The sequence below is a fragment of the Pantoea sp. X-Soil-ISGK-421 genome (genome assembly GCF_059730785.1).
The window spans coordinates 256,217-269,903 of record NZ_AP035980.1; the positions used below are offsets into that span (position 1 = coordinate 256,217).

At 54.4% G+C, this 13,687-nt stretch carries 13 protein-coding genes; 7 read left to right on the top strand and 6 right to left on the bottom strand.

From position 1 onward, the window contains the following. Positions 1–122: 122 nt before the first annotated feature. Both AC6I8K_RS19865 and AC6I8K_RS19870 read left to right on the top strand, forming a co-directional pair. Positions 123–245, top strand: a complete 123-nt coding sequence (locus AC6I8K_RS19865) for a hypothetical protein (RefSeq protein WP_255438391.1) — start codon at positions 123–125, stop codon at positions 243–245. A gap of 112 nt (positions 246–357) precedes the next feature. Next, the gene (locus tag AC6I8K_RS19870) at positions 358–582 is read left to right on the top strand and encodes a hypothetical protein (RefSeq protein WP_008103158.1); all 225 of its coding nucleotides are present in this window, start codon (positions 358–360) and stop codon (positions 580–582) included. Here the strand turns inward: AC6I8K_RS19870 and AC6I8K_RS19875 are convergent. The 3 genes from AC6I8K_RS19875 to AC6I8K_RS19885 are packed head-to-tail and all read right to left on the bottom strand — an operon-like array spanning position 579 to position 3,576. Then, positions 579–1,892 (bottom strand): MmgE/PrpD family protein, encoded by a 1,314-nt coding sequence (locus AC6I8K_RS19875; protein WP_497827383.1) that lies wholly within the window; start codon positions 1,890–1,892, stop codon positions 579–581. The genes AC6I8K_RS19870 and AC6I8K_RS19875 overlap by 4 nt on opposite strands. Beyond that, positions 1,892–3,034 (bottom strand): amidohydrolase, encoded by a 1,143-nt coding sequence (locus tag AC6I8K_RS19880; protein ID WP_497827384.1) that lies wholly within the window; start codon positions 3,032–3,034, stop codon positions 1,892–1,894. The genes AC6I8K_RS19875 and AC6I8K_RS19880 overlap by 1 nt, the downstream gene beginning before the upstream one ends. Next, complete coding sequence (locus tag AC6I8K_RS19885) at positions 3,031–3,576, bottom strand: GNAT family N-acetyltransferase (RefSeq protein ID WP_064740178.1); 546 nt, start codon at positions 3,574–3,576, stop codon at positions 3,031–3,033. Before AC6I8K_RS19885 ends, AC6I8K_RS19880 begins: the two co-directional genes overlap by 4 nt. A 331-nt stretch (positions 3,577–3,907) precedes the next feature. Between AC6I8K_RS19885 and AC6I8K_RS19890 the strand changes: the two genes are divergently transcribed. The 4 genes from AC6I8K_RS19890 to AC6I8K_RS19905 all read left to right on the top strand — a co-directional run bounded on the left by AC6I8K_RS19890 (position 3,908) and on the right by AC6I8K_RS19905 (position 8,533). After that, positions 3,908–4,978: an iron-containing alcohol dehydrogenase family protein gene (locus tag AC6I8K_RS19890; protein WP_497827385.1), complete on the top strand. Its 1,071-nt coding sequence runs from the start codon at positions 3,908–3,910 to the stop codon at positions 4,976–4,978. A 33-nt stretch (positions 4,979–5,011) separates the two neighbouring features. Next, positions 5,012–6,313: an LLM class flavin-dependent oxidoreductase gene (locus AC6I8K_RS19895; RefSeq protein WP_064740176.1), complete on the top strand. Its 1,302-nt coding sequence runs from the start codon at positions 5,012–5,014 to the stop codon at positions 6,311–6,313. An 18-nt stretch (positions 6,314–6,331) separates the two neighbouring features. Continuing rightward, complete coding sequence (locus AC6I8K_RS19900; RefSeq protein ID WP_497827386.1) at positions 6,332–7,531, top strand: aminotransferase class I/II-fold pyridoxal phosphate-dependent enzyme; 1,200 nt, start codon at positions 6,332–6,334, stop codon at positions 7,529–7,531. Positions 7,532–7,672: 141 nt separating this feature from the next. Continuing rightward, positions 7,673–8,533: a 5'-methylthioadenosine/S-adenosylhomocysteine nucleosidase gene (locus tag AC6I8K_RS19905; RefSeq protein ID WP_497827387.1), complete on the top strand. Its 861-nt coding sequence runs from the start codon at positions 7,673–7,675 to the stop codon at positions 8,531–8,533. A 65-nt stretch (positions 8,534–8,598) separates the two neighbouring features. Here AC6I8K_RS19905 and AC6I8K_RS19910 read toward each other — a convergent pair whose 3' ends face one another. Further along, complete coding sequence (locus tag AC6I8K_RS19910; protein WP_064740174.1) at positions 8,599–9,000, bottom strand: H-NS family histone-like protein; 402 nt, start codon at positions 8,998–9,000, stop codon at positions 8,599–8,601. Between the two features lie 575 nt (positions 9,001–9,575). Here AC6I8K_RS19910 and fhuE point away from each other — a divergent pair. Further along, positions 9,576–11,771, top strand: coding sequence for a ferric-rhodotorulic acid/ferric-coprogen receptor FhuE (gene fhuE, locus AC6I8K_RS19915; RefSeq protein WP_497827388.1), 2,196 nt, complete (start codon positions 9,576–9,578; stop codon positions 11,769–11,771). A 31-nt stretch (positions 11,772–11,802) separates the two neighbouring features. Here the strand turns inward: fhuE and AC6I8K_RS19920 are convergent, their stop codons facing one another. Continuing rightward, complete coding sequence (locus AC6I8K_RS19920; RefSeq protein WP_483817996.1) at positions 11,803–12,924, bottom strand: M20 family metallopeptidase; 1,122 nt, start codon at positions 12,922–12,924, stop codon at positions 11,803–11,805. Then, positions 12,924–13,679, bottom strand: a complete 756-nt coding sequence (locus AC6I8K_RS19925) for a glutamine amidotransferase (protein ID WP_497827389.1) — start codon at positions 13,677–13,679, stop codon at positions 12,924–12,926. Before AC6I8K_RS19925 ends, AC6I8K_RS19920 begins: the two co-directional genes overlap by 1 nt. Between the last annotated feature and the right edge of the window lie 8 nt (positions 13,680–13,687).

Consider the following 13,687-nt stretch of genomic DNA (forward strand, 5'->3'; position numbering starts at 1 on the left):
TCTTTAAGTGATATAGTTAAATTAATTCTTACGCTTAACTCACATAATGGAGAGAAGGGTGCTTTTAAATTTATTTTATTACTACAATTTAATTAACCCATTTCGGGTTTACGGAGGTACCTATGTCAGAGCGTCCAGATGATGATGTAATTCCCCTGCCAGGTGATGATGAACCATTACCCGACGAAGATGATGATTTACCCCGCGATACTGAATTCCCAGAAGATCAGCAACCTAAAATCTGAAAATGGCGTGAGCCGCCAGTGGCGGCTCACTATTTAGATAGCACTCTGCTGTAATTGCCCCATAATACCTCTCCTGAATTCATTTTTTTTTAGCACTTGAGGGAGAGATACGATGGTCAACGACTATTTCACACAGCCAGCGATTGGCGTCACAGTTGAGCAGCATAAGCGTACCGTTGCGGTCGCTGCAGCCTTAGCAGTGGCAAAAGAGTCAGTGAGCGCCTCAACCTCTGCCAGCGGATCAAAGGCATCGTGGGATTTGCAGGCGGTTGCCAATGAGATCGCAAATCTGGCCGATGCCATTCAGGATGCGCTGGAGCCCGTCGAAACGCTTTAATGTAGCAGCTGAGTTAATGCCATCAAATGTGTGGTATTAACCAGTTCGCTGCTGGTGAGCAGCTGTTGCTGGCGTTGCGGAGATTCCTGCTGCAATGCCGCACGCAGTTTGCCTGCGACATCGACCGCATCGGCCAGCGATTGCTGACGTGTGCGGCGATGCTGCAACTGTGAGCCATCTCGCAGCGTGATCGTTACCAGATGAAAACGCAGCGCTGGATTAATCGCATCCGGCGGCGCAGTACTATCCGGGGCACGACGTACTTTGGCCGCCAGCGGCATCACTTCTTGATTTAACTCGCCCTCCGCAAAATCCTGCAAGCGTAAATCGCCGTAAATCAGCATCGCGGCAATCACGTATTCCAGACTGAAACGTGCTTCAATGCCATTAGTCGGCACGCGCACCGAGGCGGCTATATCGCCGCCGGGCGGAAACGCCACGCTAATATCGCTAATACTTTCCAGCAACGACGCCAGGGATTTACCGCTCGCCAGCCATTCATTGCGCAAAATGCGCGTGGCTTCCGCGGCGCTGTGCGTACCGGCGCAGGTGGGGAACGGTTTGAACTCAAGACCTGGCGAGACAATGCGCCACGGTTGTGCCCAGTTCTCAACCAGCTTTTCTGGCTGCGCCTGGCCGTTGCTGGTGGCAGAGATGAACGCATCAATCACGCCATCCTGTTTACCCTCAAAACCAGCCAACGTTAGTTGTGCCGCGGTTACCGCACGTTCTGCGGCAAAGCCAGCGTGCAACGGCTTCACTGCCGAACCAAACTGCGCACGCAAACCGCTGGCCTGGGTAGTGGCGATGCCGAGCAGCGTCGCGGTGGCGGTCACATCCAAAGCCAGCAAACGCGCCAGCGCGGCGGCGGCGGCAACTGTGCCAAGTGTCGCGGTGTTGTGATTGCCTAATGCGTAATGCTGCTGGCTAACGGCGAGGCCTAAACGTCCGGCGACTTCCACGCCAATCGCATAGGCATCAAGGAAATGGTCCCGCTCAGAAGGCTGCTGTTGCTGCCAGGCAAACAGCGCGGGCAAGATCACCACGCTGGGGTGACCGCGAAAATCCGCATGAAAATCATCGTAATCCAGCGCGTGACTGGCATAACCCAGCAGCAACGCATTGGATCGCGCACTGCCGTCGCCGTACACGCTGCGCAGCGCGGGTAAACCGCTGTCCGGCACCTGGCCTTGCAGCACCGGCCAGCTCACGGCGAGAAAATCACGCACGCCTGTGCGCGCCGCGTCGCGTGCGGCGGCATCCGGTTTGCTGTGAACAATGCGCTCAGCCAGCGCGGCGGTCAGGTTCATCAGCTCACGCTCTTCAAGGCCGCGACCGCCAAATTAGCGAGGTAGCGCGACGTGGGCAGCAGCACATCATCATTGATGCGGAAGGCCGGATGGTGCAGCGCATAGGGCTCGCCCGTGCCGATCATCATGAACGCACCCGGCAGCTGTTGCTGATAGAACGCGAAGTCCTCGCCAATCGGGCTGGCTTCGACCACGCGCGCCTCAAAGCCGCTTGCGCTGGCCTGCTGCAAGGCAAAATCCGCCCAATGCGCATCATTCACCACGGAGGGCGGACCTGCATGCCAGTTGAATTTCACCTCGGCGGCAAAGGCTGCGCCGATGCCTTGCACGATTTCACGGAAGCGCTGCTCAAGACGTTCGCGCGTCTCCTGTGAAAACGAGCGCACCGTGCCTTCCAGCCAGGCGCTGTCTGGAATGACGTTCCACGTGCTGCCGCTGTGAATCTGCGTAATCGATACCACTGCGTTGTCGCCGGAGGGCGCATTGCGGCTGATTAACGTTTGCGCTGCCGAGACAATTTGCGCGGCGATCACAATCGGATCGTTGCCCTGATGTGGCTTAGCGGCATGGCTACCCATACCGGTGATGCTGATATCAAAGCGATCGACCGCCGCAGTTAGCGGACCGGCTTTACTGCCAATCACGCCCGGCGGCAGCGACGGATCGTTGTGGATACCGAAGATCGCCACCGCGTCATTCAGCGCGCCAGTGGCGATCACGTCGGGCGCGCCCTGGCCGGTCTCTTCTGCGGCCTGAAACAGAATGCGCACGCGACCTGGCAGTGTCTCTTCTTGCTGTTTCAACAGAATCGCCGCGCCCAGCGCTGCCGAACTGTGAAAGTCGTGGCCGCAGGCGTGCATCACGCCGGGACGTTCAGAGCGGAACGTAACGTCTGACTGCTCTTCAATCGGCAGCGCGTCGATATCAGAGCGTAACACCATCAGCGGACCTGTTTCCGGTCCGATTTCAGCGACTAAGCCCGTTTTGAGCGGCAGATCCAGCACGCGAATGTGGTGTAACTCTAACTGCTGGCGAATACGTGCGGTGGTTTCAAACTCTTCATTGGAGAGCTCGGGAAAACGGTGCAGTTCGTGGCGGAAAGCGATCAGCTGTTCGCCTAAGGTGTCGAGTGATTGACTCATGCGTTTACTCCTTGTTGCGCCGCCTGGCGTGATAACCACGCATCATGGGCGGCGGCATCCAGTACTTTCTTCATATATTGGGTAATGTGGCCTTTGCCGAGATCGGTGGTGTGCATCAATTGGAAACCGCGCTTCTGGTACATGTCGATCAGCCACGGATGGCTGGTGGCGGTGCCAAGCGAAACGGCGGGGGCGCGTAATTTGCCCCAGAGAATGTCTTCTTCGAGGCGATCCTGCACCTGGCGGCCATACTGCTTGCCGGGATAGTCGGGATGCGCACCGAACCAGCCGATATGTGGCAAGCCAAAGGGGCCGGGCAGCGGTCCCCACGGATAGCGCACGGTAACGGACGAGACCATCACCTCATCTGCATAAAGGGCATAAACACCGTGGCTTTGCAGGTGGCGCAGGGTTTTCGCGCGATCGGCGGTGGCGGCATCAAACTTAATGCCCAGTGCCAGCGTGGGCGCATACGCGGCATGCATGAGCGCCTGATAGGTTTCCACCTCGTCTTCTCTAACCTGACGAAATTCAAGTGACATAGACATCCCCGGAAAACCGCCAATAGGCGGCGAATAAAAAAAATATGCACAATCCGCAGCGGCGCGATTTATCGCGCAATAAATTGCGCCGCTACGGATTGAGCTTGCAGTCATAAAGATCAGATTACCAGCAAAGCCTTACCGCGCTATATGTGAAAAATAACTAAGCTAATGCGAATTTGTGAAAATGAAATCGCCGGTTTTGCATTGCTTAAATCGTTATTTACCGTAGTATGCAGAAAATACATAGCGCTATAACTATTCTGTATTAACCCTCTGAATTATCTTAATTTTAATCCGTTATAGCCTTATTCTTAATCAGGGTGACGCCGTGTTAGCGATCAAATCTCCGCGTGCATACGCACATGAATCCGGTTTGCGTGCGCGCGCCGGTGAATTTATCAAACCTTACGCTTCGCATATTCGCATCTTTACTTCTCCTCGTGCCTGGCAGGCCGTTAATCCGGAATTAACGCAGAGCCTGGAGGCCAACGGTATTCGCTGGGAACTTGAATATTTATCGGGCGAATGTACCGACGGCGCCATCGAAAGCCTGAAGCACAATGTGGTGCAACAAGGTGCTGAACTGCTGTTTGCGGTGGGCGGCGGACGTGTATTGGATGCGGCGAAAGCGGTCGGCAGCCAGCTGCCCGATCTCAAAGTGATTAACTTCGCGACGGTGGCCGCCACCTGCGCGGCCTGGTCGCCCATCGCCATCATTTACAATGAACAGGGCGGCCATGTGCGCAGCCAGCCGCTGGGCAAAATGCCGGATTTGGTGCTGGTTGATAGCGAAATTATTGCACGCAGCGATGTGCGTTATTTAAAAGCCGGCATCGTCGATGCGCTGGCAAAATACTACGAGTTCTACCCTTATCAACGTAATAATCCCAACGATCTGGCGCTGGATCTCAAAGTGATGACCGCCAAACGCGCGTTGGATCTCTATCGCGAGCTGGGTGCAGCAGCTGTTGCCGCTAACCAACAGCAGCAGGTAACGCCGGAGCTGGTGAAAATCATCGATGCCAACATCGTGTTAGCCGGTTTGGCCAACAGCGTACGCGATGTGTTGCCGACGCCGGGCTTTGCCCATGCCATCCACAATCGTCTCACCCATCTGCCGGAACTGCACGAATGGCTGCACGGCGAGAAAGTGGGTTACAGCCTGCTGGTGCAGTCGTTGATTGAACATAACGGCGTGCCGGATGCCGATCTGCTGGCGCTCCTGCGTGAGTACGATATGCCTTTAACGCTAGCTCCCTTAACCGGCAACCGCGCCGCGGTGATCCGCACCATCGCGGAACACATCAAATTCCCGGCGGCCAGCGCTGAACGTCTGCCCTTCCGCATCTCAGCCGATGCGCTGGAACAAGCGCTACTGGCGACCGAGAACACGTTTTAAAACGCCCCCCTTTTTATTGACCAGGACAAATTAATGGCTAACTCACAACAACAACGCCGCATCCGCTTAGGCCTTTTCGTACAACCGGTAGGACAACACGTTAGCGGCTGGCGTCTGACGGAAAAACTCGGCGATCCTACCGACATTGACTGGCTGATCACCATCGCCAAAAAAGCCGAAGCCGGTAAATTCGATCTGTTCTTCGTCGGCGATGCGCTGGCCACCAGCATGTATCGTCTGCCATCGACCATGGCGCGTCTCGAGCCGCTAACCATGCTGTCGGCGCTGGCGGTGAACACCACACGCATTGGCCTGGCAGCCACGGCATCCACTACCTTTAGCGATCCGTTCACGATGGCGCGCAGCTTCTCCTCGCTGGATCATATCAGCCGTGGCCGCGCCGCATGGAACGTGGTGACATCGTTTTCTGCCGATGTGGCACGCAACTTTAGCCGCAACGATATGCCGAATCATGCCGAGCGTTATGCGCGTGCGCGCGAGTTCCTCGAAGTGGCGGAAAAACTGTGGGCCGGCTGGGAAGAGGGCGCAGTGCAGCCAAACAAAGAAACCGGCGCGTACTTTGTTGATGACAAAATTCAGCCGATTAACCACGAAGGCGAACATTTCCAGGTGCAAGGCCCGCTTAACATCACCCGTTCGCCGCAAGGTCGTCCGGTGATTATCGAAGCGGGTTCATCCGCCGATGGCCAGAAACTGGCGGCGGAAACTGCGGAAGTGATCTTTACCGCCGCCGCCAGCCTCGAAGAAGCGCAAACCTTCTATCGTTCGCAGAAAGATCAGGTGGTTGCCGCCGGTCGTAATCCGGATCACGTGGTCATTATGCCGGGTGTGATGCCGATTGTTGGCCGCACGCGTGAAGAAGCCAAAGCACTGTGGAAAGAGCTCAACACGCTGGTGGACATCGAAAACGGTCTGCGCCAGCTGTCGCTGCGTTTCAGCATGGATCTCAGCCAGTTCCCGCTGGATGGTCCGGTGCCAGAAGTACCGCTGGGTGAAGGTAACCAGAGTCGCGTCAAACTGATGACCGACATGGCGAAGCGTGAAAATCTGACGCTGCGTGAGCTGGCGGCAGTGGCTGCTGGTTCACGTGGACACCGCGTGATTGTCGGCACCGCCGAAGATATTGCCGACGATTTCGAGCTGTGGATGAAAGAGGGCGGCGCGGATGGTTTCAATATCATGCCAGCAATCATGTCCGAGCAGCTGGATCTGTTTGTTGAGCTGGTGATCCCTGAACTGCGCCGTCGCGGCCTGTTCCGTGACGACTACGAGTTCGCCACGCTGCGTGAAAACCTTGGCTTACCGGTGGCTTAACTTATTCAGGAGTTCAACATGGTCACCTTATCAAAGCGTGTGCAGTCCGTGTCGCTCTCTGCCAATGCTGCGGCGCGTCAACTAACGCGCCAGCTAAAAGAGCAGGGCGTCGATATTCTCGATCTCACCACCGGTGAGCCAGATTTTGATACGCCCGCGCATGTTCGTCAGGCGGCGGTGGCAGCAATGGAAGCCGGTGAAACGCGTTACACGCCAACCAACGGCACCACGCCGCTGCGCAAGGCGGTGCTGGCCAAGCTGAAAAATGAAAATCAGCTCGATTATGAACTGGCGCAGATCTGCATCGCTAACGGTGCCAAGCAGATCATCTTCAATGCCTTTGCCGCCACGCTGAATGAAGGCGATGAGGTGATAGTGCCGGTACCGTATTGGCCGACTTTTCCCGATAGCGTGCGTTTTAATGGCGGTAAAGCGGTATTGCTTGAATGCCCGCTGGAGCAGGAATATAAGTTGCAGCCGCAGCAGCTGGCGCAGGCGATCACGGCGAAAACTCGCTGGCTGGTGTTGAACAATCCCGGCAACCCTTCTGGCATGGTGTACCGCGCCGATGAACTGACCGCGCTGGCGGCGGTGCTGCGCGATCATCCCGATGTGCTGATCATGCTGGATGAGCTCTACGAGCATATTCTGTTTGATGGCCGTGAACACGTCAGCCTGTTGCACGTCGCGCCGGATTTAGCCGATCGAATTCTGCTGGTGGGCGGCGTGTCGAAAACCTACGCCATGACCGGCTGGCGCATCGGCTTCGGTGCCGGGCCCAAAGCCTTGATTGATGCGATGGTGGTGGTGCAGTCGCAAAACAGTTCCGGTGCCAGCGCTATCAGCCAGGCCGCGGCGGTGGCGGCGTATAATGGTGGACTCGACTTCCTGCCGCCGCAACGCACGGCTTATCAGGATCGCCGTGATGCGATTATGGCGCTGTTAATGCCGGTGCAGGATATTGAAGTGTTGAATCCTGACGGCGCGTTCTTTATTTTCTGCCGCTGCGCAGGTTTACTGGGCAAAACGCGTCCCGATGGTCAGAAGATCGAAAACGAGCAAGATGTAATGAATTATCTGCTGGAGAGCGGTGTATCTGGCGTGGCGGGTAGCGCGTACGGTTTATCGCCTTATTTCCGCTTGTCGATTGCCACCGATATTGAAACGGTGCGTGAGGCGGGCCGCAGAATTGCGCAGGCCTGTGCAGCGCTGAAATAATCCTGCTATTAAATGATGTCAGATATTTCCTGAGATTTATCTGACGTCTTATCACCATAACTTCATCAATGAATTAACAACTTTCCAACGCGCGTGTCATCGCGCATAATGATTTTTTTCATTATTTTCGGTTATTATTTCATGCCTAAACTATTGTTGAATCTGAATACCGCATTGATCAGCGGCGTGGCTATATTCTCACCGCTGCACGCCCTGGCAAATACAGAAACGTCTCCAGCACCGATTATTATTCAGGGAGCGATGCCGGTAGAAGCAGAACATTTTTCTGCCAAACTGGATAACGTTAAACAGCGCCAGATTGGCGAATGGCGTTTTTGGCAGGGCACGGTTGACGGTTATCCGGTGATTGTTTCTGAAACATTAAAAGGCATGTCGAATGTGGCGGCAGCAACCTCGATTGCTGCGGTCGAATTTAAACCCAAAGCCATCATTAATCAGGGCACGGCGGGCGGTCACGATCCGGCATTACATGTTTATGACATCGTGGTAGGCAAATATTCGGTGAACCTCGGTGCGTTTAAAACGCCGCACAAGTTACAAGGCGCAGGCAGTAATTCCGTTGAGTGGAAACCGATGGATCTACTGGCCTCGAAAGGCAGCGCAGGTGAAGATAAAAATGCCCACAGCATCCGCCAGTTTGCCGCCGATCCGCAGCTGATGAAAGCGGCCGAGCAGGCGATACCGGCCTACACCAAAGGCAAAGTAGTGGAAGGCGTGATTGGATCTGCGGATGTGTGGAATAGCGAGTTAGACCGTATTCGCTTCTTCCATGAGAATTTCAGCACCTCTGTCGAGGAGATGGAGACCGCGTCTGCAGCACAGATATCATCGCTGTTTACTATCCCGTTTATCGGTATCCGTGTGTTATCCAACAACATCACCAATAACGGTAAGTACGATGCGCAAACCGGTATCGCTTGCCAGGATTATGTTTACGACGTTTTAAAGGCGTATATCAAACAGATTAACGTTCAGAAGTAATAAGTAAAAAACGCAGCACATGTGCTGCGTTTTTTACGTTCATGCGCTGTACTGCATGGTGTCGATTAAATCAGGAAATCATCCATTGAACCGCCGGCATCAAGTGCAGCCTTAATCGGTGACGGCGTGCGGCCCTGGCCGGTCCACAATTTTTCGTTACCCTGTTCATCGATGAACTTATACTTAGCTGGACGCGGCGCACGTTTCGCTTTAGGTTTACTTTCCTGCAGGTTTAATTGCGCCAGGTCATTAATATCGATGCCGTCATTCAGCAGCATCTCTTTATACAGCGCCAGTTTTTCTTCTTTTTCTCGCTGTGCTGCAGTTTCTGCATCCACTTCTTCACGGCGTTCGGCGACTACCACGGCGAATTTTTCCAGCATCTCTTCTAATACTGCGACCTCAATATCACGCGCATGAGCACGCAGCGTACGAAGATTGTTCAATGCTTTAAGTGCATCGCTCATGAATAAATCCTTATTACTTATATAAATGGTTTGAAGCCGCGCATTCTACGAGATTTTTCACCAAATTAAAATAATCTACTATCAACAGAATTGTCCGGAAAATAGGGATGAGATCAGGTATTTCTTTATTTGACTTGATGATTATTCACACTATTTGACGTTTTTTTATGACGCAAAGCAATGCGAGTAATAAAGGTGCACGTACTCCGCGTTTTATGCCGTTTAGTTAAGTTCATCATTATTTCGCCGCACATTCTGTGGCGGCGCGATTCAATGTGCAATTCACGCGCAATAAATTGCGCCGCTACAGGGTGAATCCGTTTAATTTCACATAGTTGCCGGAAATGCCAAGCGGATACTCCTAAAAATAACGCCTCTCAACTATTACTCCTTGAAGATTAAGGTTTTTCTTGAAGTGTAAAAGTGTCAGTAAACCGGTAACAATTTCTTGCATTGGAAATCTTAATGCGTATATTTCTCATTTGCTTTCTTAACGGCTTCCTTACTGTCGTTCCTCTTTCAGACGTCAGCAGCGGTGCCGCAAAAAAATAACGATAAGTTGATCGAGGAATCGTATGTCTTTCGAAGATTTGCGCGTCAGGAAACCCGGCAGTGTGCCTCAGCGTGCATTGCGTCTCTCTTTACTGGCTATGATGGTTGCGTCGGGTATCGCGCAGGCAGCAGAGACCAGCCAAACCGAACAGACACTGAACGTTGATGCCAGCGCTACTGCGGAACAGGAACAGCAGGCGGCACAGGATTACAGCGTTCCGGTGACGCGTGCCGGTACCAAAATGGCGCTCACCGCGCGCGATATTCCGCAATCGGTTTCGATCGTTAGCAAGCAGCGTATGCAAGATCAGCAGCTGCAATCGCTCAATGACGTGCTGAAGAACACCACCGGCATTCACGGCGTCTCGTCCGATATGGACCGTACTAATTACTATTCGCGCGGTTTTATTATCGACAACTATATGGTCGATGGTATTCCCACTGCCTTCGCATCACGCTGGAACCTTGGCGATGCGCAGAGTGATATGGCGCTGTATGAGCGCGTAGAAGTGGTGCGCGGTGCCACCGGTTTGTTAACTGGCCCAGGCAATCCATCCGCCTCGATCAACATGGTGCGTAAGCACGCCGACAGCAAAACGTTCACCGGTGATGTCTCCGCCAGCTATGGCAGCTGGAATAAGCAGCGTTATGTTGCGGATCTCTCCGCACCGCTGTCGCCAGAAGGCAACGTGCGTGGTCGTTTGGTCGCGGGTTATGAAGATAAAAACAGCTTTATCGAACGTTACGGCGCAGACAAAAAGTTCGTCTATGGCGTGGTTGACGCTGATCTGACCGACTCCACCAAATTGTCGGTGGGCTACGAGTTCTCGCAGGTCAATACCGATTCGCCAATGTGGAGCGGTTCACCGCGCTGGTATACCGATGGTTCGCAGATTAAAGCGCGTCGGGGTTACAACACCGCACCGGATTGGGCTTACAACAACAAAGAAAACAAAAAGGTCTTTGTTAACCTGCAGCAGAATTTCGATAACGGCTGGAACATTACGCTTAACGGCACGCACAACGAAATGTTCCTCGACAGCAAACAGCTGTATATCGATGGCTTCTTTGATAAAACCACCGGTGCGGGTTCTTCTTCTTACGCCGGCTATCCGGTTATCGGCGGTACGGGCTACAACACCGGTAAACGTAAAGTGGATGCGGTGGATGCCTTCGCCAGCGGCCCATACGAATTGCTAGGCCGTCAGCATGAGCTGATGATCGGCGTTAACTACAGCCGTCAGGACAACAAGTACTACAGTTCGTGGGAAAACATCTCATCCGCCGAGCTGGGTAACTTCAATAACTACAACGGCGATTTCCCGGAATCCAACTGGGATCCGCGTGAACCTGCGTCAGATACACAACGGGTACATCAGAAATCTGCTTATCTGGCAACCCGCCTCTCGCTGGCCGATCCGCTGCATGTGATTCTGGGCGCACGCTACACCAACTGGAATCGTCAGACGCTGAGCGAAGAGATGGAGAAGAACAACATCACGCCGTATGGTGGCGTGATTTGGGACTTCTACGACAACTGGTCTGCGTATGCCAGTTACACGTCAGTGTTCCAGCCGCAGGATTATCAGGATGCCTCGGGCGGATTCCTGGCGCCGGTGATTGGCAAAAACTACGAAGCGGGCGTGAAATCAGACTGGTTTAACAGCCGTCTGACCACCTCTATCTCGTTATTCCGTACCGAACTGGATAACGTTGGCGAGGCTACCGGGCAAACTAACCCGGAAACCGGCAATGCTATTTATGTGGGTAAAAGTGGCGTAGTCAGCCGTGGTGTCGAGTTTGAAATCAACGGTGCGGTAACTGATAACTGGCAGATGACATTCGGCGGCACCAGCTATGTGGCTGAAGATCGTGATGGCGAAAACTACAACTCTCAATTGCCGCGCACCTCATTCAATCTCTTCACCAGCTATCGCTTGCCGATGCTGGATCAGTTGACCTTGGGTGGCGGCGTGACCTGGCAGTCGAAAACGTACGGCGACATTGGTGGTCCAGAGGGTGAAGGCACCTGGCGTGCTCGTCAGGGCAGCTACTCGGTGGTGGATCTGTTCGCGCGCTACGACGTCACCAAAAACGTCTCGCTGCAAGCGAACATCAACAACCTGTTCGATAAAGAGTACGATACCAACGTCAGTAACGGCGGCATCGTGTACGGCGATCCGCGTAACTTCTCAGTCTCGGCAACTTATCGCTTCTGATGAAAGGTCTGGGTGCGCAGGATTGCGCACCCTACGAAATCCTCATCCACTCGGCAATGATCTCACCATACAACTGCTCGGCTTCCCCCAGCTTGCTCACCAGACAATACTCATCGGTTTGATGTGCCATCGTCGGCTCGCCAGGACCTAAAATAATACACGGCGGATGATCCAGCGCGGGCAGCAGTAAGGATGCATCGGTAAAATAGGGCACCACGCGCGCGTGTAATGGCTGCTCGAACATCGCCTGACAATGACGGTAGATCGACTGAATCCACAGGTTCTCTTCTGAACTCAACACCGCAGGCAGGTCGACTAAGGTGGTGATGTGTACGGCTTCACCCATCAAGTCGCCTAACTGCTGACGAATAGTGGCGTGTTGCAGGTTGGGCGCGCTGCGGATATCAACATCAAACGCCGTGCGATCCGGCACCGAATTAATATTCAAGCCACCCTGAATACGGCCAACGTTGAGCGTGGGCTGCTTCATTAAGGGATGCGGCGCGCCGGGAGAAAAGTGGCGGATTTTACCTAACGCATCGGCGGCAAGATAAATGGCGTTAATACCCAATTCCGGCATTGCGCCATGCGCGGTTTTGCCGCGCGTCTCACAGCGTAACCACAGCGCGCCTTTGTGACCAATTACCGGGTAATTTGCCGTGGGTTCGCCAACGATCAGCGCACCAATCGCCGGCAACGTTCCCGCCTCAATCAGCGCCTGCGCGCCATCGCAGCCGGTCTCTTCACCGCCAGTGATGAGCAACACCACGCCGCGTCCGGCACGAATTGCCTGCTGTTGCTGGATGCAGGCGAGGGCAAACGCGGCGATGGCTGCTTTCATGTCGCTCGAACCACGCCCATACAGCCGATCGTCGGCCACCTCCGAACCAAAAGGATCGTGCTGCCACGGCTGATTGCCGAGCGGCACGGTATCGATATGTCCGGTAAACGCCAGCGGTTTGCCCGGAGCAGTACCGCGCATCTGCGCCACGAGATTGCTGCGACCTTCGCCAAACGATGATAGCTGCACGTCAAAACCCTGCTCGCTCAGCCATGCGGCAAAAAACGCCATACAGGCGGCTTCGTTGCCCGGCGGATTGATGGTGTCGAAGCCGAGCAGTTGCTGGGCGAGTGCGAGTGAAGCCGGCTGCATCAGGCGCGCTCCGTCAGCCAGTCAAAGCAGTTAATCCACAGCTGGCGATAGCCAGGCCATTGGGTAAACTCTTCCGGCAACCAGTGCGCCGACATATCGCTGGTCCACACTAGCGAGCGGCCTTGCTGATATTCGCGCACTGCTAATAAAGGATGCAAAGTCCCCGCGACGGTCGCCAGCAGCGTGCCTTCGGGCTGCATCTCCACTTCGTTGTAGCCCAGCATCCACGGCCATTCGTCAGAGATACCATCGAACAGCGCGTGTGATTGTGTTATCTCCAGCGTGGAACCTTCCGGCGTTTCGATGCGGTCATCCCAGGCGAGGCAGCGCACCGGCAACACTTTCTCGACCAGCGTATTGCGGAAACGCGCGCCGCCATTGATGCCCTGAAAACTGAAGTAGCCGCCGATCATCATCAGGCTGCCGCCGGCGGCAACGTAATCGTGGATCAATGACAAGCGGTTGGCGGTGCGACGGCTTTTCAGCCAGGTATCAGGATGCAGCAGCAGCGTATTGGCGCCAATATCCGACAGGATAATCACATCCCATTTTTGCAGCCCTTCGAGCGTCAGCGGGAAATCCGTGGCGGCGGCATGCGCAGGCATGTGGGTAATGGCGTAATTGCTATCCTTCAGCGCCGCGATAAAATCGTTGGCCCCGCTGTGCCAGGTCGCGGTGGAAAATTGGTCAAAGCCTTTAATATGGTTCGAGGTGCTGGTCCAGGATTCGCCTACCAGCAAGACTTGTTTCTGCATAATATTTC